This window comes from Acinetobacter zhairuonensis, from assembly GCF_022601715.1.
Classification (GTDB): Bacteria; Pseudomonadota; Gammaproteobacteria; order Pseudomonadales; family Moraxellaceae; genus Acinetobacter.
Genome location: NZ_JAKVIM010000010.1, coordinates 98513 through 117691 on the forward strand (window position 1 = coordinate 98513; position 19179 = coordinate 117691).

The 19179-nt window shown below is 39.6% G+C and carries 19 protein-coding genes; 4 read left to right on the plus strand and 15 right to left on the minus strand.

The features are described from left to right. Positions 1-57 precede the first annotated feature (57 nt). The 6 genes from MKI85_RS09765 to MKI85_RS09790 form a co-directional block, all read right to left on the minus strand. Positions 58-279: a hypothetical protein gene (locus MKI85_RS09765; protein ID WP_241627293.1), complete on the minus strand. Its 222-nt coding sequence runs from the start codon at positions 277-279 to the stop codon at positions 58-60. Between the two features lie 98 nt (positions 280-377). After that, complete coding sequence (locus MKI85_RS09770; RefSeq protein WP_241627295.1) at positions 378-2492, minus strand: hypothetical protein; 2115 nt, start codon at positions 2490-2492, stop codon at positions 378-380. A 64-nt stretch (positions 2493-2556) separates the two neighbouring features. Next, positions 2557-5196: a bifunctional aconitate hydratase 2/2-methylisocitrate dehydratase gene (locus MKI85_RS09775; protein WP_241627297.1), complete on the minus strand. Its 2640-nt coding sequence runs from the start codon at positions 5194-5196 to the stop codon at positions 2557-2559. An 819-nt stretch (positions 5197-6015) separates the two neighbouring features. After that, on the minus strand, positions 6016-6375 hold the full coding sequence (locus tag MKI85_RS09780; RefSeq protein ID WP_241627299.1) for a hypothetical protein: 360 nt from the start codon (positions 6373-6375) through the stop codon (positions 6016-6018). Between the two features lie 331 nt (positions 6376-6706). After that, on the minus strand, positions 6707-6910 hold the full coding sequence (locus tag MKI85_RS09785; protein WP_142768601.1) for a hypothetical protein: 204 nt from the start codon (positions 6908-6910) through the stop codon (positions 6707-6709). Positions 6911-7577: 667 nt separating this feature from the next. Further along, positions 7578-7859: a hypothetical protein gene (locus MKI85_RS09790; protein WP_241627300.1), complete on the minus strand. Its 282-nt coding sequence runs from the start codon at positions 7857-7859 to the stop codon at positions 7578-7580. 224 nt (positions 7860-8083) lie between these two features. Between MKI85_RS09790 and MKI85_RS09795 the strand changes: the two genes are divergently transcribed. From MKI85_RS09795 to MKI85_RS09810, 4 genes are all read left to right on the plus strand, one after another. Next, positions 8084-8725 carry an SOS response-associated peptidase gene (locus tag MKI85_RS09795; protein WP_241627302.1) on the plus strand — a complete coding sequence of 214 codons (642 nt, stop codon included), beginning with the start codon at positions 8084-8086 and terminating at the stop codon, positions 8723-8725. Positions 8726-8836: 111 nt separating this feature from the next. Continuing rightward, entirely contained in the window at positions 8837-9463 is a 627-nt protein-coding gene (locus tag MKI85_RS09800; RefSeq protein ID WP_241627304.1) for a LexA family protein, read from the plus strand. 14 nt (positions 9464-9477) lie between these two features. Next, on the plus strand, positions 9478-10773 hold the full coding sequence (locus MKI85_RS09805) for a Y-family DNA polymerase (protein ID WP_241627306.1): 1296 nt from the start codon (positions 9478-9480) through the stop codon (positions 10771-10773). 3 nt (positions 10774-10776) lie between these two features. Next, the gene (locus MKI85_RS09810; RefSeq protein ID WP_100243282.1) at positions 10777-10995 is read left to right on the plus strand and encodes a hypothetical protein; all 219 of its coding nucleotides are present in this window, start codon (positions 10777-10779) and stop codon (positions 10993-10995) included. Positions 10996-11282: 287 nt separating this feature from the next. On the opposite strand, the gene MKI85_RS09815 is transcribed toward MKI85_RS09810, so the two are convergent. The 9 genes from MKI85_RS09815 to MKI85_RS09855 all read right to left on the minus strand — a co-directional run bounded on the left by MKI85_RS09815 (position 11283) and on the right by MKI85_RS09855 (position 19178). After that, positions 11283-12128, minus strand: coding sequence for a hypothetical protein (locus MKI85_RS09815; protein ID WP_241627308.1), 846 nt, complete (start codon positions 12126-12128; stop codon positions 11283-11285). Positions 12129-12266: 138 nt separating this feature from the next. Next, entirely contained in the window at positions 12267-12812 is a 546-nt protein-coding gene (locus tag MKI85_RS09820) for a glycoside hydrolase family 108 protein (RefSeq protein ID WP_241627310.1), read from the minus strand. 57 nt (positions 12813-12869) lie between these two features. Beyond that, positions 12870-13256, minus strand: coding sequence for a hypothetical protein (locus MKI85_RS09825; RefSeq protein ID WP_241627374.1), 387 nt, complete (start codon positions 13254-13256; stop codon positions 12870-12872). Positions 13257-13317: 61 nt separating this feature from the next. Further along, a complete protein-coding gene (locus MKI85_RS09830; RefSeq protein WP_241627312.1) occupies positions 13318-13548 on the minus strand; it encodes a hypothetical protein in 231 nt (76 codons plus the stop codon). Continuing rightward, the gene (locus MKI85_RS09835) at positions 13541-15493 is read right to left on the minus strand and encodes a hypothetical protein (protein ID WP_241627314.1); all 1953 of its coding nucleotides are present in this window, start codon (positions 15491-15493) and stop codon (positions 13541-13543) included. The genes MKI85_RS09830 and MKI85_RS09835 overlap by 8 nt, the downstream gene beginning before the upstream one ends. Before the next feature lie 12 nt (positions 15494-15505). Next, entirely contained in the window at positions 15506-15901 is a 396-nt protein-coding gene (locus MKI85_RS09840; RefSeq protein ID WP_241627316.1) for a hypothetical protein, read from the minus strand. After that, a complete protein-coding gene (locus MKI85_RS09845; RefSeq protein ID WP_241627318.1) occupies positions 15898-16194 on the minus strand; it encodes a hypothetical protein in 297 nt (98 codons plus the stop codon). The genes MKI85_RS09840 and MKI85_RS09845 overlap by 4 nt, the downstream gene beginning before the upstream one ends. Beyond that, positions 16191-17510: a hypothetical protein gene (locus MKI85_RS09850; protein WP_241627320.1), complete on the minus strand. Its 1320-nt coding sequence runs from the start codon at positions 17508-17510 to the stop codon at positions 16191-16193. Before MKI85_RS09850 ends, MKI85_RS09845 begins: the two co-directional genes overlap by 4 nt. 54 nt (positions 17511-17564) lie before the next feature. Beyond that, positions 17565-19178: a hypothetical protein gene (locus MKI85_RS09855; RefSeq protein ID WP_241627321.1), complete on the minus strand. Its 1614-nt coding sequence runs from the start codon at positions 19176-19178 to the stop codon at positions 17565-17567. Position 19179 lies beyond the last annotated feature (1 nt).

Here is a 19179-nt window from a genome sequence, read left to right on the forward strand (position 1 = left end):
GTGTTTTCAAGAGACTAAGCTCAACTCTATTTATTGGATATACACCAATCAGATTCATTAATCAGGTTTAATGTCATAAACCCAATTACGAGCTTGTTTGTCTGTGATTGTTTCACAAACATAGTAATCATGATCCCAAGAGTCTTGATGAAAAATTTCCATTTTTCGATAAGTGACTTGTTTGCCATTTTCGACACAAACAAAACTGTCACCTTGGTCTTTGACTTGAGTTCCATTAAGGAAACCACCAATACATAAAAAGCGGGATTGTTTGGTCATCGTTTAACATCAACTTTTAAAACATTCAATCAGGTAAATGATTAAACAATTTATAGAAAGTGCTGTAAAGCTTAACCAAGAACAATCCTAATCCTCAATCAAGAAGCAAGTCTACTCAGCATTTTTTCCATATAATGATCATAGTTATCTAATTGCTTTGACCAAAATGTATTTTTTTCAATTGATTCTAAAAATTGTATAGGATCAATTTTCACTTCATCTTTTTCAATATCAAATTGCTCATCAACAAGTTTTTGCATAAATTCAGATTCACAATTTGATGTAATGATGACTTCATCTAAAGATACTTTTAAATGATCACCAAAATATTCATGATCAAACTCTAATGTTGTATCTATAATCCAAGAGTGAATAATTACATCATTAATGTTTCCAAAATGCTTACTTAGAAAGTGTCTTTTTATATATTCAACTTTATTATCTAATTGATAACTTGCTTTATTCAAAACGAAATTTTTATATTCATAAATTTCTTGAATACTACTTCTTATATATGTAGATTTCACTTCTGCTACAATCACATGATTCTCATACATAGCGATGAGATCTATTTCACCCGAATTACCCTCTGAAGGGACATACTGACAAAACACTTGAAAACCAATTTTTTCAAGTTTTTCAGCTAAATTAAGCTCAATTTGATCAGTTTCACTTTTTAACTCAAGACGGTTCTTATGTAGTTTACGTACATAATTAATCATAGCTGTATTTAAATTCTGGAATGCCGTAAGCCATGGAAATTGAAAAATAAAATCATCTATTTTGTAAAATGGCTTTTGCATATATGTTGCCTGATCATTTAGATCATATAAATCACAAGTCCAAAATTTTAAGATGTGATTCATTTTTTTAATTTTTTCATTAGTACTACCTTCTACAATCCACGAAGACATTCTTTTAGATTTTTCTTGTTCTGTAGCAAATGTGAATGGCATACGATTTTCTCCAATCATAAAACCATACATCATTAATTTAGAAAGTGCTTCGAGATGTGAAGTTGATCGAGGTAAAAACTCCTCAATTTTTTGAATATGATCTTTTAAGTAATGGGCTTGTGATAAAGAAATTGTTTTCATTACATCAAATAAATCTAATTCCACCTTATTTATCTTGAGTTCACAAATTCCATAAATTTGTTTTAGTTGTTCTTTCACACCAAAAGCTTTCGATAAAGCAATTGCATTAGCTTCTAAATTATCACCCGTCGGTAAAATTCTATAAATATAATCTGAATCAAATAATCTTTGACTGCCCACTATCAACCAGTAATTTAATAAAAGTGAGTGCTTTTCAAGCCAAGTATCTTTTACATTCCGTTGATTTAAATATGATAATGATTCATTTTTTAAAATATATTTTACAGTAGAGTCGAAACTAAAAGACTCTAATACATTCCTTTTGTAATTTATAAGTTCAACTTTAATTGCTACTAACTTTTTAAATAAATCATATTGGGGTTTCAGCTCACTCGTCATTCCTTCACCGAGTAAGAAAGGAAGCATCTTAAATTTTAAAGCTAACGCTAAAGATTTTTCTGTTAATTTCTTTGTATTTTTCCTTGAAGTCTTAATAATCTCATCAAATGCCCTCCACACTACTTCAGCTGAATTTTTTTCTTCCGGGTCAAATTGATATGGCAATTGAAAAAAGTCTTTATTGGGCACTAAGTATTCATAAGCATATAAACTACTGAAGCTCATAGCAGTAATTTGACCAATATTCAGCTTATTTTGTATATCTTCATAAACAGCTAATCTATGTTTATATTGTAGTTGTAAATGTGTGGCAGTCTGAATAAAGCCGCATAATTCTTCAGAATCAATTTCTTGTGAAATTTCCTTTAATATACCCCATGAATCATGCTCAGAATTGAGAATAATGCCAGAATATCGTACCGCTAAAATAAAACTCTGAATATCAAGTTTTAGATAATTTATACAAATATTTTTATCTGTAATTGTATATCGAATATACTGACTTAGAGCCAAAATATAATTCTCTTTCCTAACCTCATCAACTGTAAGTAGCTTAATAAAATTTGACTGCCAAAACATATCAAATTTATTTTTATAAGACTCAGTCTTAGGCTGTGAACTTTTATACAAAAGGTCTTGAACAATTTTTTCTTTTGCAATTTCAGAGCCATATTTTAAAAATAAACTTTCAAATTTTTCTTCGTAATAATTTTTCATAAAAAAATAAGGGCTGATTACTCAGCCCTTATTTTTAACTCATTAAAACTTAATTATCAAACAATTAAGTCAATTGAGCAGCAGCAATTTTCTTAGTATCTACTTTGTCAGCAGCATCTGTATATTCACCAATACGGTCGAAGTTCAAATACTTGTAGATATCTGAAGACATGCTGTCAATTTGCGCAGCATATTGTTGGTATTCTTCAGGAGTTGGTAACTTACCAAGAACCGCAGCTACAGACGCAAGCTCAGCAGAAGCTAAGTAAACGTTAGAACCTTGACCTAAACGGTTAGGGAAGTTACGAGTAGAAGTAGACACTACAGTCGTGTTTGGTGCTACACGTGCTTGGTTACCCATACACAATGAACAACCAGGCATTTCAGTACGTGCACCAGCTTTACCATAAATGTTATAGAAGCCTTCTTCCATCAATTGGTGCTCGTCCATACGTGTTGGTGGAGCCAACCATAAACGAGTAGACAATGAACCGCTTGGTACTTTATCAAGTAACTGACCGGCTGCGCGGAAGTGACCAATGTTCGTCATACAAGAACCGATGAACACTTCATCAATTTTGTCGCCTTGAACGTCAGAAAGAAGTTTTGCATCATCTGGATCATTCGGGCAGCAAAGGATAGGTTCTTTGATGTCAGCAAGGTCGATTTCATACACTTTCGTGTATTCAGCATCAGCATCAGCTTTAAGAAGTGATGGGTTAGCCAACCAGTTTTCCATGTTTTCAACACGGCGAGCCATAGTACGTGCATCACCATAGCCTTGTGAAATCATCCACTTAAGCATTGTGATGTTTGAACGTAGGTACTCAGCAACTTTCTCTTCAGAAAGCGTGATTGCACAACCAGCAGCAGAACGTTCAGCAGAAGCATCAGAAAGTTCGAATGCTTGTTCAACTGTCAAATCAGTTTCCATTTCTGACAAGTCGATTTCTAAGATACGACCAGAGAAGATGTTTTTCTTACCTTTTTTCTCAACAGTAAGATCGCCTTCCTTGATTGCATAGTAAGGAATCGCATGTACAAGATCACGTAAAGTGATACCAGGCTGCATTTTACCTTTGAACTTCACAAGAACTGACTCTGGCATGTCAAGTGGCATAACACCAGTTGCTGCAGCGAACGCTACAAGACCAGAACCCGCTGGGAATGAAATACCAATTGGGAAACGAGTATGCGAGTCACCACCAGTACCTACTGTATCTGGAAGAAGCATACGGTTTAACCAAGAGTGGATAATACCGTCGCCTGGACGTAAAGAAACACCGCCACGGTTCATGATGAAGTCAGGAAGCGTGTGTTGCATTTGTACGTCAACTGGCTTTGGATAAGCAGCAGTGTGACAGAAAGACTGCATAACTAGGTCAGCAGAGAAGCCCAAGCAAGCTAAGTCTTTTAACTCGTCACGAGTCATAGGACCAGTTGTATCTTGAGAACCCACAGTCGTCATCTTAGGTTCACAGTAAGTACCAGGAATTACGCCTTGACCTTCTGGAAGACCACATGCACGACCAACCATTTTCTGAGCTAAAGTGAAGCCTTTGCCAGTTGCAGCAGGTTGTACTGGAGTACGGAATAAAGTAGATGGTGCAAGACCTAAAGCTTCACGCGCTTTAGTTGTCAAACCACGACCAACGATTAAGTTGATACGACCACCAGCACGTACTTCGTCTAGAAGAACTGGAGTTTTAAGTTCAGATTCAGCAATTTGTTCGCCGTTTTTGAACGCAGTTACTTTAGCAGCAGCGTGATCAATCTTAAGAACGATTTCATCGCCCATGTTCATGTTCGCAACGTCAATCTCTACAGGTAACGCACCAGCGTCTTCCATAGTGTTGAAGAAAATCGGAGCGATTTTAGAACCTAAGCAGAAACCACCGTCTTTTTTGTTTGGAATGTGCGCGATTTCGTCACCGAAGAACCAAAGCACAGAGTTAGTCGCAGACTTACGAGAAGAACCAGTACCAACAACGTCACCCACGTAAGCAACTTGGTTGCCTTTCGCAATGAGTTCTTTAATTTGGTTAAGTGGACCAACTTCACCAGGAACTTCTGGGTTGATGCCATCACGTACGTTTTTCAACATCGCATTCGCGTGTAATGGGATATCTGGACGGCTCCAAGCGTCTTGAGCTGGAGACAAGTCATCAGTATTGGTTTCGCCAGTTACTTTGAATACAGTAAGTTTGATTTCTTCAGGAACATCTTTACGGCTAGTGAACCATTCAGCATCAGCCCAAGATTGAAGAACTGCTTTCGCATTTTCGTTACCCGCTTTCGCTTTGTCAGCAACGTCATGGAATGCATCAAATACAAGAAGAGTTTTCTTTAACGCTTCAGCAGCTAAGCCAGCCAATTCAGCATTGTCTAAAAGCTCAACTAGAGGTGCTACGTTATAACCACCAAGCATAGTGCCTAGTAAGTAAACCGCACGTTCTTTAGAAACTAATGGAGAAGTCGCTTCACCTTTTGCCAAAGCAGCTAAGAAAGCAGCTTTAACATACGCAGCTTGGTCAACACCCGCTGGAACACGGTTTTCTAGTAAATCAACTAAGAAAGCTTCTTCACCAGCTGGTGGGTTTTTTAATAGTTCAACTAATGCAGCTGTTTGAGCATCATCAAGTGGCTTCGGTGGGACCCCGAGTGCGGCACGTTCTTCAACGTGTTGGCGGTAAGCTTCTAGCACGGTTTATTCCTCTTTTTTAAAAAATTATCTATGAATTCCAGCTTTAGCAAAGCTTCACAGATAATATGGACAGCAAAATTCTACTAAAAATCCAGTCAAAAGTTAATGCAAGTAAAGTGTTTCTTCGTGATGCTCATTATTTTATAGCGAAATGATGCCGTTCAAATGAACGTAAAAATAATTCGACATGCTTTGCAATTACTTGAATAACATTTTAAGTGAATCAGGTATTAAAAAGGCAGCTTTGATATTGCCTGATTATCTTCAAAAAAGACATACCACCTTAGTGGACTGTCATTTGTCTCAAATACGCTTGAACAGCGGCTTTGAAGCCTTTGGATTTGATTTGAATTTCATCTTGATGCAGCTAGATATGTTCTGCATTAGCAAAAAATGATTTTAACAGCATAAAACTTTGCGTCTGTATCAATTGGGGGTTGAATTTCAATCCGCCTCCCCTAGACTCAAAACCTAATGACTACCTTTAATCACATTACACCTTGCGCCATGTTCTACGAATAAATCGAGTTGTTCATATATACACCAATATGCATAGCCCCTCTTTTGATTGTTATTATTTGACCTCAATTATTGTTTAAAAGTTATGGTTATTCGATACAGGACTGAGCACCCATTAAATTTTAATATTGCTTAGGCTATTTATTATTTTAATTAATTTCTAATAATACCCTTGTCTTAGTTCATAGACTCTTTAAGACCAATTTTGCATATTAAAAAAAGCCTTGTGTAATTTATCCACAAGGCTTTAGATTTACTCTTACACTAAAATAAGACTGCACTAAAAGAAAAGTAAAACAATTAGAATTGTTTATACTCTGGCAACTTATCATGTGGTGTGGCTAAACACTTGTCTGTAATTTGCGCTTTAATTTGATCACGAGCAGCATCTTTATCTTTTTTGATTTGCTCTTCTGGCAGCGCATAAACTTGATCAATAATGTCTAAAATGAACTTTTTGGTAAATTCATCTTCAATCTTGTTGGCATGCTCAACAGCTTGCACTTTTTCAATTGCACTTTGACGATCTAGCATAATAGAACGTGCAGCATTACCCATACTGGTACAGTATCCATGCCATTGTTCTTCAGGCGTCAATGGTTTCTTTTCAGAACATCCTACCAATGCTGCCATGACAGCCAACAAATAAACTTTTTTCATGCTTACTCTCCAATTTGCGCTCTATGATAGTCAAAGTTTCCAAAATGAAGAACCTTTCCCGACTTTAAATTTGAAAAAAGTCCGAATTTACTCCCTTTACTTTGAAAATTAGCTGCAACTTGCTTGGAACACTTATTGGCACAGTATATTCGTTCAACTACGATCAATTCGTAGCATGGCAGTTTAAATAAATGTAAAATCTCTGCCTTAAAATGATTTGAGCGAAAGAATGAAACCGACCTTGGACCTTTCATGGCTAGCTAAGTATCAATAAAAAAGCCCATCAAATGATGAGCCTCTCTATATTTAGAGTTTATTTAATATGCCAACTTTAATTGACCGAATGTATGTCTAATTCTTCATTTTTTGCCAATATCACAGAAGAAATAATTGGTATGCCCAAAATAAAAGGTACAGCGAAGATCCAAAAGATCACGGTGTAGTGCGGATTGAAGAAGAATTGAATTACTATTGCCGCCAAGATTAATACTGAAAATAAAATCGCTGCAAAACGCATTACAAATTTAATTGGCATAATGATTGTCGCTCAAAATTAGCTAGTCCATTTACTATACACCTACTTTTCTTAAGGTTTAATTGATTTTAGGTATCTAGTGCCTGTTATCTATAGATTTTCTTGATCTATGTAGCAGTAAAAAAATAGAACATCGAAATATTTGAATGAAAACAGTTAAAAATATAGCCTCTAGGTAGAGGCTATATTTTTCAATATGGATAAATTAGAAGCGCCAGTTCTGAGAATGTTACTTTGCAATGAGTGTATTTCGCTGTAAATTGCTATAAGTAGCTGTATTTGAATGCTTTGCATCTTGGCAACACTTCGCACTAACTATATATAGTAGTCTACATTTATAGTTCAACAGTCTACAAATCAGTCTACATTTTTTCTACTATGTATAAGTACCTTAAAGGATGGGTGAGATGATGAAGTATAGGCTCTACTTCTATATTGAACGCACATTTGAAATTGGTGCTATAAAAAGCCGCCCTTAGGGCGGTCATAACTACTTAATTAGTCTTTTTGCAGCAACTACAAACCCAAAACTGTTTTGAGATTTGATTGTTATTTTTCTATATACAACCACGTTAATTTAACCAAAACATATTATTCGGTTAATTGAAAAGTGATGAATAACACTCTCTCTTACCATCAGCATCATCACTCCTTTTCGTCAGTCATCTTATTTATTTCTATTTTTATAATCTCGGATCATCTCTTTTGTTACATCTTCAGGATAACAGATGGTTTCATAACCACCCGCTCTTGAATAAGCACTGCGCTTACCACAACGACTGCCATTACGCGCAGTGTTGTATGGGCATGGGCAATTTCCTGAATAATTCTCAATAGATTCTTTAATAATCCGTTCTTTAATTGCTACATCACTCGTTGCATTGCCTTTAGCGGAAACATTACCTGAAACCAAAAGAACCGCAGATACAGCTAAAAGCAATCGCGTCATAACTTCTCTCTATTTTTCAATAAACTAAGTGATATATTAATAGAAAAACATAACAAAAAGATACTACGATAGACTTTATAGCGTGAATAAGCATTTAACTATTAACGGTCATTTGATTGCATAAATAAGAGTAGATTTCAAATTCGTTTTAAAGTATTTCACTCAACTTGAGCATGTAAGCAGGTATATAATTCAAAGTAATGTTTTGAGTTAAAGACTTACGTATGTGCTCAAATTACCTATTCCCAAGTAAAAGAAATTTGACACTTTTAGGTGTCGATACCAGTCAGTTTGATCTTGAGCTTAAGGATCATGTGTTCCCTTCTTACCATGCCCCGATCATCTTGAATGGTTCAGATCACTTGGAACTTGATATCGCAAAGTTCGGCTTGCTACCAAGCTGGGCGAAAGAATTGAAGTTCAGCAGTCATACTTATAATGCTCGTACAGAGTCTGTAGCAGATAAGCCAAGCTTTCGACATGCATGGAAGTACAGCAAGTTTTGTCTTGTGCCTGTGCAAGAGTTCTACGAACCGAAATACATCAATGGTAAACCACACTGGTACACCATTAAGCGTGCAGATGATCAACCTTTCACTGTTGCAGGGATCTATGATGATGCGGTGATTAATGGCAATAATGTACGTTCCTTTTCAATGTTAACTATCAACTCTGACCATCACCCTTTTATGAAGCAATTCCATGCACCGAAGGATGAGAAGCGATCCATCATCGTTATTCCAGAGCTGTACAGAAAAGACTGGCTAACCGCAGACCATGAACACGCGCATGAATATTTCTTTCAAATGCCCGATGAATTCGTCACATTTCCACGCGATGAGCAGAAACAAAACGTCTTATTCTGACGCATCCTTGTTTATCCACAACTTTTTATATTTGAATTTTAAACGCTGTTAGTAATATCCTATTTAGACAAATTCTACTTCCAAACACGCCTCGTAGCGTAGGAGTATCTCATGTCTAAGAAGTTGCCTATCTACTTCTCTGACGACGCATGGTCATCTTTACAAGAGCTCATGGGTCCAGAGGGGAAACCAAGCCCTACCATCAATACTGTGCTTGAACAAATCGCTGCTCAAAATGAACTTGTTGAGAAATTAGGGCTTACTGCAGTCCTACCTAAATCAAAAGTATCAATACCTGTTTCGCTGGAACGAATCCCTGCAGGTCCAGCCTTCAGCACCAAGGATGAGCAAGACAAATCGCTCGATCTGAATGAGTTCCTGATTCACAACCCTATTTCTACTTTTATTGCTTATGTAGACAGTGAATCCATGCTTGATGCTGGTTTTGAGATCAACGATCCAATCATTGTCGATCGCAGTATTGAAGCTAAACATTACGACATCGTGGTTGCCCTGATTGATAATAGCGCCTCGACCATTAAGCGGCTGATGATCACTAATAAGATGTCCAAGTCTGAAATCAAAGAGATCTTTGGCGATGAAGATTATCCACTTCCAGAACTCTGGTTAAAAGCTGAAAATCCTAATTACAATCACATCATCCCCGATGACAATCAGACGATTTCGGTTTGGGGTGTTGTGACTTTCAATTTAAAGCGCATTTATCACCGCTCATAATAAGAAGAATAACAATGCAAAGTGAAAATGAAATATTCGCGTTAGTCGACGTGAATAATTGCTACGTCTCGTGTGAGCGTGTGTTTAATCCAGCATTAAATGATCGCCCGACCATTGTACTCAGCAACAATGACGGCTGTGCCGTGGCAAGAAGCCAGGAAGCAAAAGACTTAGGCATCAAGATGGGTGTTCCTGTATTCCAAATTCAGGATCTGATCAAACAGCATAACATTCAGGTGCTATCCAGTAATTTCTCCTTATATGGCGAAATGTCTAGGCGCTTTATGGAGCTGCTTGGGGACTATGTTGCACCAGGAGACCAAGAGGTCTATTCCATTGATGAATGCTTTCTGAAGCTCACAGCTTATGAGCATCTATTTGACCTAACTGAATATGCTCAAGACATGAGAGCTAAAGCTTGGCGTTGGTTAGGATTACCCTGCTGCATTGGGATCGGTCGTTCTAAAACTGAAGCCAAGATTGCCAATCATCTCGCCAAAAAGAACAAGTTCTTCAATGGGGTGTGTAATCTGGCCCATATGGACCCATGCTCTACAGAAACGCTACTCTCACAAGTGGATGTATCGGAAGTTTGGGGCGTAGGCAGACAGAACTGTAAAAAGCTCAATGCCATGGGTGTGCAATCTGTTCTAGATCTGATTAATGCCAATCCTAAAGAAATTAAAAAGCAGTTCAGTATCGTGATGGAAAAGACGGTGCTTGAGCTACAGGGCCTTTCTTGTATTGACCTGAGTGATGATGCTGTAGCGAAGAAGCAAATCATCAGCAGTCGTTCATATGGCAACCCAGTGTATGAAATGGATGACATCAAAGCTTCGGTTCGGCTTTATGTGGCCAGAGCAGTGAAGCGTATGCGGGAAGATGGCTCAATCTGCAAGATGATCGGTGTTTATATCCAAACCAGTCGCTTTGATAAGACTGAGCGCTACGCCCCATACATCGTGGTTCAGATGCATGAGCATACTGATGATCTACTGCTCATCACCAAAGCTGCGATGAAAGGTATCGATCAGATATTTAAGAAGGGTTTTAAGTATAAAAAGGCGGGAATTGTGCTGCTCGAAATCACGGGTAAATCCAAGTTTGTGCCCGATCTATTCACGGACTATTCGCACAAGCAAGAGCGCGAAAGGCTTTCAGATGCCATCGAAGCCATCAGTGAACGGTTTGGGAAGAATCTCGTCACGCTAGGCATTGCTAACAATCAAGAAGCCTCATGGCACATGAATCAAAACCTTAGATCACCATCGTATTTAACCAAATGGTCTGACTTACCAAGAGTAGGATAAAACATGCACTTATTTAAATTAACTGACGAACAAATTACTCAACTCCTTATCCCGAAACGCTTTGTACCACCTACTCCACCTGAACATGAAGGCAAGAATATGGTATATGTTTTTGATAGTGAGGATAAATTTGAACTAACTTATGATGAATTGGTGGAAATTATCAGTAAAGCCCGAATGGCTGGTCCGAAGTTGATACCAGTTTTAGGAACAGTGAACTGAATTTTGAAGTATTTTTGATGTGTATTTTACTTTTGGTCTAGACGATATAATTCAGATCAACTTAACTATTTCAAGCTTGAACCATTGTAATTTATACGTGGAACGTGAAAAATCACTAAAAATCCGTTCTAGCGCGCTAAGCACTAGAACGGCTTCGACTAACATATTGAAGCTAAAAAGAATACTTTCAGTATTTCGCATAACGTGCATTATGTTAATTTTAGGAAAATTTAACTCCATCAGCAAAACAATGGGGCACTGCATATTGGCTTGTACTCCGCACAGATTCATTCGGCAATACGTTTTAAGGTTTTTGGATCGACAGCGTAGCTCTCGATGAGTTTTTCAGAATTTTTTCGAATTAATTGCCAATCTTTTAAATGGACTCTGGCAAAGTTTGCAGTCAATCGCACCTTCATAAAGGGTTCCAAATTCCAACGCATCTGACATTGCGCAGCCAGCAAGCGGTGGATCACAAAATTATTACAATGAATCAATGTAACAACTTTCCCTTGATTGTCTTTCTGTATGTACATATCGTCCGTTTTATCCAGACCATAATGACTAATCCATTCTGGATGTGGGCCATATTTATCCAAACCAAATTCATTTTGATGGGCAGGGATATAAACATTAATGTAATGGACATTCTCCATATGTGTTTTACTTTTAATTTTATTATCCAATGTGTAATTGATAAACGCAGCTGTTAAATTTGGGTGATAGCGAATCCCAGCATCGACTCCGATATGAACCCATTGATGATAGGGGGATTTTATATCCACTTTATATTGCCGATATGCCTCCTGGGGTGCATCTCGATATTTCACTAATGGCATACCCGTTGGATATTTCATATCCACACCAAATCCAGTAATCACCGAATTAAAATCCCGAGGAGGGTCTTTATAGCCTTTATACCGATGCTCCGGCTTTAAGACTGGAGAGTCCTCATATTCCAGAAAAATTGCATCCTCTCCCAAAAGTACGGCTTTACCGCCCAAATTGCCAACTCTATAAGGTAATCGATTGGGTCCCATTGGGCGTTTAAATTCAGCTTCGGTATTTTTTTGCTGCTCGCAGGCGGTTAAAAAGAGTGAACTTAGGAACACGGTTATGATTATTTTTTTCATAGAGTCGTCATTCTTCTTTTAATCTCACTTTATCTTTTTATCATGCCATAAAAGCGATCACCTTGAATTTTCTATCCGACAATCATCCATTTAACATAATGGCGATTATACGAAATTGCCCTCACTTGAGGGCTTTCTTCACACAACTACCCGATTCAAAACCCAACCAAAGAAGTACTTCTCTTGCGAGGGGTTACGCTCAGCAATTTCAATGTAGCGATTACCCTGCAATATATTTAGAACTCGTAATAAGGCGGTTTCACCATCTTTCTCCCGCTTGGTCAAGTAAGTTTTTAAGGCTGATAAAGTTGCAGGTCCGTAGATGCCATCCACAGCCAAATCAGACCAACCTTCCTTGCCTTGGTTATTGAGAAGATTAAGTGCTCGCTGCAGCAATGGCTTTGCAAAGACAACACCGCAATTCACACCAGTATCAAGCAGCTCTTCAGCAACTTTAGAGTTGATGGTGTTCACTTGATCAAAGCGTGGTGATGTCCAGTATTGTTTTTTATAAATAGCTTTGGCTGTATCGAGAGGTAAATCTCGCATGTGACCTTTGTAACCATTTGCTCGGGCAACTGCTTCAGTAATGCCGTATTTGGTCGCACCTCCGCGATCGGTTGGATCATTAACGTAGCCACCTTCTCGCTGGATCAATTCATTTAAAAACTGTTCAATATTCATTTCACTTTCCTATAGGCAATAAAAAACCGCCCGAAGGCGGCATTGATTTGATTATCTTTAATTGCTTAAATCGTCTTTTGTTTGCTTAAGCTCTTTCACCACTTCAATAATGGTCTTCCCTTCCTGCCTGTTTATGAAGTTGAAAGTCCACCGCACAATAGCCCATCCAGGTAATCCACACACAAAGAAGAATCCACCCAAGGCAATCATTCCCCAAATATCTGTCACCCATTCATGCAACCCCCATTTCACGATAATGAAAGCACCACCCGTAAGGCTTGAGATAACCGTACAAATCAAGCCAACCGCCCACTCTTGAGGCGAACGTGGCAAGCGCATCATAATGACCACTGTTGCAACTAGTGTAATGGCAAGCGTGATGATTACTGCAGCGCCATAGAATTTTAAAAAAGCAGCAATACCACTTGTAGAGACTGGCTCCATATATTTCCCCAAATTTTTGACATAAAAAAAACCGCTTAACGCGGCACTCACTTCTTCTCACTTAAACTTCAATATTCATGACTTCACCTGCAGGTGCACTCCTTACAATCAATTGTCCCCGAACAAATACCCTGCTACCCATTTGAAATACCGTGGCAGCAGTACAGGCCACTAAACCAGAGCCATCGATGACCAATACCTTATAGTTTGGATGCTCAGCATTCTGAACCGTGCCTACAAACTCAGACTCTTTTGGAATAAGGTCCAGCAGACGTTTATATGCATTACTCATAATTGACACGCTCCACAGTTACGGTTTGTGTGACTTTGGTATAGGTGAATGAGTAGCTCACTGAATCTACAATTCCCCACCACTCTGCATTAAATGCCAGGACATCTGCAGGTTTGCATTGACCAATTTCTTGGGTTAAAGGCATGGTAAATGTATGCATCTCTACCATTCCCGCTTTAGCCAACGCGGTCTTGCTATAAGCCCCCATCACCGATGCGGAGGTGAACAGCTTATTGTTGACCGTCTCGACCAACACATCCCCACTAGTGCCTGTACGTTTCACCAGCCCTGTAGCGCCTGTCTTGTCATTGGTTAGGCTGATACCGTTATAGTTTGGATAGATTTCATAATCTGTAGATTGGTCGGTGATGATCGACTCAGGCAACAAAATGTCATAGTCATTAGTACTCATCGAATCCCAGAAGGTTTTCTTATACAGCGGCTTGATCGTAATCGCCTGACTATCTGCCTCGCTATATACCAAACCTCCACCTGCAGATGCGATTTCTTGAATGGCTTTGATTGGCGTCAATCCTGAGTAACTGAAGCTCTCCGTTGGAACAATCCAGCCTAATGCATCGATCAATTGCCAATTCAAACCAAGATCAGGATAAGCTGATCGATCAATCTCAGCTTGAACCAGTTGTACAGACGTACGCTCATTCTCCTGAAGGAACGCCCGAGGCGGTGAAGATGGTGAATCCAACAAAGCTGATGGACTACGGCCCGTCAATGTATAAGTTTCTTGAGCAAACTGCCGTGATCGTGTGCGGTTCTCCAGCAGCATCAAATGCTCAAAGCCATTCACTACAATTTTCAAGATTACAGGTTGCCCTGCAATTGGATCAAGCTTTGACAATTCTGAGGCAGGAATCACCAAGCTATAGGACCAACACCAACTCTGCCGATCGGTACGGTAGTTCCCGCTTAGCACATTCATGTTCAGCCCATTATCAAAGCGCGTTACGCTAATTTCATTCACGATATACCACCATGGTTTTGGAGCTATTGCGGGTATACAGTCATCTGCACCGAAATTTAAAATGACGTTGTGTGGATCAACATCAATACACAAGCAGTTAAAATCTAGATCACCACTCCCCACATATTGTGGAACTTGAGGTTCTGGCCACGGTTGAATGGAATGTTTTCGATAGTGGATAGGTTTAGCGTTATCCCACTCGATTGAGTCGAATGTCATCAGCTCAAGACCTTTGTCCCATTCAAAGTGATAGCGTTTCTCAAACTGCCTTGCCACCTCATGACTGAACGTGATCTGCTTACGCCTACGAATCATTTCTTCATAAAGAAGTGTGGACTGAATCCGTAGTTTCGCACTCTCACCCCAATCCAGATGTGTCGAAATTCTGATTCTCTGATTTTCTTGCCACACCATGGACCAGTTACGCGGCAAGGATTTGCCTTGTTGGAAGACTTGCTGAATACTTTGACTGAGTACCAGACTGGCATCATATCCAACAGATACTGCATTAGAGTGTGTCAAACCTTGCTCAAAAATAAAGGCGCTGTGATGCGCCTTAGAGATTGATTTTGACCACAATGGTTCAGTAGCTGTTAGTCTTGTTGCTGCCTGCTGCTGACCAAACCCATGATATCCATTCACCCCAAGGATAAAATTGATATCAAACAAAGCTGGGATTAGGCTTGTAAAACTGGTATCGATCACGGCATGAACAACTGCAATATTGTCCGCATAAACCGCCTGAATATTCGCTGTGAATGCAGTATTAACCACAGCATCAATACGGTTAGTGCCTGTGTATGTCGCCTGGATATCTGCAACAAAATCGGTACGGATAGCTGCATTGATTGTTGCAAAAATCTCACCCGACTCAGCACCAAAGTTTAATTCAGTGCTGCCAGTAGCCAGATCCTTAAAATTTAAAACAACATTGTCACCAGATGGTGGGATGTAATCTGACACATGGCCACCTCATTATGTCGTTGGAGTGAATGTTATCGCACTGATGCTAACCGTTCCGCCAAGCACCATGTCAGCTGAATTCAACGTGATATCTGCGCCCACTGAGAAATCTGCGACCGTATCACCATTGCCATTGATTAAACGTGCCCATATAGCGGTGCCTGTTTTAATGACGGTACCAGCCTCAGTAGGCTCAAGTGAGATACTGTTTACATTGACAGCACGTAAGCATGGTTTCGGCAATGACAGCGAAACCAACCTTGCTGATTCATATGAATCAATTAAGGTGCTTGAGGGCTTTGAATCATCATAAAAAACTAAGGTAGCATTATTGCTACCTTGATCTATGTAATTGGCTAGGGCTTGCAACTGCGCAAGTCCAGCAAATAAAGATGGAATTACACTCATTTTGGTACCACCATATCTTGAATGACTGCATTAAATTGCTGCTTTTGATCAAATGCCACAATAAAAGTTTTTAAATTGGTATTTAACCCTAAAAACTGATAATTGCCATTTTGGTCGGGCTTGCATATAGCAATTGGCTGTAGATTGGCTTTGTTGTACAGTACTAAAGTTGCATCTTTATATTGCTGACCCAGCTTTTTAACTGACCCTGCAACTTTCGCAATCACAGGGCCAGTATTAATATTTTGAAGTAAATTTGATGATGGTCCAGCTTTTCGAGCACAAGGCTTCATTCAATCTCTCCAAGATAAAATATAGGACTACCAATAGTTCCGGAGTCATTGATGTATATCCCATCCGCTACGTACATTGAAGTGTCTGACAGGATTGGAGTTGCCTGTGCGAGTGCACCATAGTTCTTACCATTGTAATAGACGTGTTTCAAAGTGCCACGCAAATAGTTCTGCTGATCTACCAAAGGTATTTGCAGTGCAGCTAGATTATTGGGTGAGTATAAATTACTGTTGCCACTACGAAAGTCTGGCATCTGTGGAGTGGCATAAACGTGGTCAGATATACGAGTAGCTTCATCAAACCGAGGTAAAAAGCATCTACTCATAGCTGCACCAAGAGCAAAAGGTAACCCACCATGAGGTACGGTTGAGCTTAAAGCCACAGTCGCACTTGCAGCCGCCCTGTACAACGTAGTCATTAAGAACCAGTTTGGAACCACATCGTTCTTATGAGCAGCATCAAACAACCCGCAACCAGAAAGCATTTTTAGGGTTGTTGAAGTGTCAGACGGTCTTATGAAATAAAAAGCGTCTCTGTCACCGATAAGGGTGAAGGCTCTATTTCCAGCCGCTTGCGCTGCGGTTTCTAGTGCAGCATTATTTACTGAGTTAGACCTAGTCCAGTACCATTTAGACCAACCACGTGTTACCCCTGTACCAGTACCCGTTATATCAAAATTAAGAGCTACATTAGCTCCGGATAGGGGCAGTTGTACCTTGGAGGTATCAGTGTAATCATCAATATGTGTCATATTTTCGATTAAACCGACCATAGCAGATTTAGCATAGGTCGAAGTGTAAACCCCACTTGTCCCATCAGGGCTAGTCAGACTCTCATCCACCCTAATAAATGGATGTGCTGCAGATGGATCTTTTGCACGGTAGACACGCTTAACATCATTGGTATCACGGAAAACTCTGTCATAGCCAAGTGAAGCCAACTTTGCAGAACCAAGACTTGAAATGTTAACTATTGGCGGATTATCAACAGTACGAATGATCCCTTTTAAAATTAGCTGATTATTTACTGGAACTCCTTTGATGCGGTATTTGCCATTAATGTGTCGTGAGACCCCGTCAACGCTAACATCAGCAAAGTCGGATAATTCTATAATCTGAAATAGCATGCAGTTATGTGCAGCATAAAGTGTCAAATGAATATCACCTTGTTCATCAATCGAAGCACTGGTGATTTGCGTTAACTCAATGCCTGCCACTAAAGCCTTATCAAGTAAACGGATCAAGTCACCCCAGTTATTTCCAAGGGTCAAGCCATTTAAATGACTGAAATACTGAACATCGACATCTGTTGCCATAATTCTTTACTCAATAAAAAGACCGCTAAAAAAGCGGCCATATCTGAATGAAATTTAAATCACGCGGTCAATGTCACCGCGATACATAATCTGAAACTGATCCGACATCACAGTCGGTTCTGATTGTTTTACTGTGCGGATACACCAAATCGGGAAGTTCGCTGCAATTGTATTAAACCGCAGGACATTACCTGAAACCCAACCACTACCCCAGCCTTCTTTCTTCACAATGAAATAAGGGGCATTAGTCACTGGATTGAGGGGAGCACAGTCCGCATTTACGCTACCTGTTCCAATCTGACCTGAATACTCCCCGATAATTCTGAAATTTGTAGTGTCAGTAAAGACCAGCGCCCAGCGTTCCTGAATTGCACCATTATTCGTGACTACAATCGGGTATAAAGCATCATTGTAGTTTGCAGATATTGCCGCCCCACTTGGCACATCAGCCCAAGTACTACTCCAAGTTGTCTGTGCATACTTCTTGGTGTAGCGCGCTTGCATATCCCCAATTACCAGTGCCGATCCCACAATAGAATCTTCAGCAGCATAGTTATGTGTTAATGGCTTTGTAAAAGTCACCTGGCCATTGATCTGCACGTCATTGATTAGACCCATATCTTGATAGCGGTATTTTGCAATCAATGGTGCGACTAGAGTACCAATAGCAAAGTCACCACCCAAGGTTACACGACCATAGTCATAATCTACAGTATAAAGATCATAAGGCACCTTCACACCATTGCTGTCTTCAAGCTCACACCATGAAATACGCTGATCATTTAAATTGTAAGTTTGCCCTGCTATATGGCTTGGAAGCTCTTGCAGCTTTGTAGCACTAATGATGCCGATATCACCAATACGGAACACTGGTACACGACCATCCAGCGGCAAACGTGTGGCTGATAACCCCAGAATGTCGGAATCCAATGGAATATAGGTATAAGCAATCGCGTTATATCGAACGGTATTGGCTACGACCCATTGAGGTGTATCGATATAAGTCTTACCTTCTTCAGAATACTCGAGTGCTACGTCATACCATGCATTTGCTTCAATTTCTGCGCGATTGACTGCAGTTATTTCCGTCTTGGTGTAAAAATAGAGATCCACAAAACCCGTATCGTAATTGATCTTCCCGTGGGCTTGGCTCGTCTCGATGATACCTTGCTCATTTGCTGTTAAGGTTAACTGTCCACCATTGAGTAAGGACACCACCACTGTTAAAGAGCCAGGACGAATAGGTATAGTCGGCGTTCTAAAACTAAGATGGTTGATGGGTGGTAAGTCTGTAGTTGTAGTTAAGGACTGCAACACCAATGCATTATCCGAATTAGGTGTCCAGCTATTCAGTTCAACGATACCCGTACCATATTGCACAGATCCAGATGCGGTGCCACTTCCTGTTGCGGGATCAATGTTGCGATACAAAGTACTGGTCCGATCAATAAAGGTATCACTCCCTAATTGAAAGCGGACCGAGCCAGCAAGAATTTCCTCATCAAAACCATTGGTTAAATCAAATTTAAGCGTATCTGCGACAACTTGCTGAACACCTGCATTGATACCAGATGTGTCTCGGTATTTCACAGAGATATTGGTATTGCCAATTGCTGTCAGCTGTACAGTCGAGCTAGATATTCTAGATGCTTGTGGATAAAACGACATA

Excerpts from the sequence above, each read along its gene's own strand:
- MKI85_RS09765 (WP_241627293.1), bottom strand. The coding sequence starts at position 279 with ATGACCAAACAATCCCGCTTTTTATGTATTGGTGGTTTCCTTAATGGA.
- MKI85_RS09770 (WP_241627295.1), bottom strand. The coding sequence starts at position 2,492 with ATGAAAAATTATTACGAAGAAAAATTTGAAAGTTTATTTTTAAAATAT.
- MKI85_RS09780 (WP_241627299.1), bottom strand. The coding sequence starts at position 6,375 with ATGAAAAAAGTTTATTTGTTGGCTGTCATGGCAGCATTGGTAGGATGT.
- MKI85_RS09785 (WP_142768601.1), bottom strand. The coding sequence starts at position 6,910 with ATGCCAATTAAATTTGTAATGCGTTTTGCAGCGATTTTATTTTCAGTA.
- MKI85_RS09790 (WP_241627300.1), bottom strand. The coding sequence starts at position 7,859 with ATGACGCGATTGCTTTTAGCTGTATCTGCGGTTCTTTTGGTTTCAGGT.
- MKI85_RS09795 (WP_241627302.1), top strand. The coding sequence starts at position 8,084 with ATGTGCTCAAATTACCTATTCCCAAGTAAAAGAAATTTGACACTTTTA.
- MKI85_RS09800 (WP_241627304.1), top strand. The coding sequence starts at position 8,837 with ATGTCTAAGAAGTTGCCTATCTACTTCTCTGACGACGCATGGTCATCT.
- MKI85_RS09805 (WP_241627306.1), top strand. The coding sequence starts at position 9,478 with ATGCAAAGTGAAAATGAAATATTCGCGTTAGTCGACGTGAATAATTGC.
- MKI85_RS09810 (WP_100243282.1), top strand. The coding sequence starts at position 10,777 with ATGCACTTATTTAAATTAACTGACGAACAAATTACTCAACTCCTTATC.
- MKI85_RS09815 (WP_241627308.1), bottom strand. The coding sequence starts at position 12,128 with ATGAAAAAAATAATCATAACCGTGTTCCTAAGTTCACTCTTTTTAACC.
- MKI85_RS09820 (WP_241627310.1), bottom strand. The coding sequence starts at position 12,812 with ATGAATATTGAACAGTTTTTAAATGAATTGATCCAGCGAGAAGGTGGC.
- MKI85_RS09825 (WP_241627374.1), bottom strand. The coding sequence starts at position 13,256 with ATGGAGCCAGTCTCTACAAGTGGTATTGCTGCTTTTTTAAAATTCTAT.
- MKI85_RS09830 (WP_241627312.1), bottom strand. The coding sequence starts at position 13,548 with ATGAGTAATGCATATAAACGTCTGCTGGACCTTATTCCAAAAGAGTCT.
- MKI85_RS09840 (WP_241627316.1), bottom strand. The coding sequence starts at position 15,901 with ATGAGTGTAATTCCATCTTTATTTGCTGGACTTGCGCAGTTGCAAGCC.
- MKI85_RS09845 (WP_241627318.1), bottom strand. The coding sequence starts at position 16,194 with ATGAAGCCTTGTGCTCGAAAAGCTGGACCATCATCAAATTTACTTCAA.
- MKI85_RS09850 (WP_241627320.1), bottom strand. The coding sequence starts at position 17,510 with ATGGCAACAGATGTCGATGTTCAGTATTTCAGTCATTTAAATGGCTTG.
- MKI85_RS09855 (WP_241627321.1), bottom strand. The coding sequence starts at position 19,178 with ATGTCGTTTTATCCACAAGCATCTAGAATATCTAGCTCGACTGTACAG.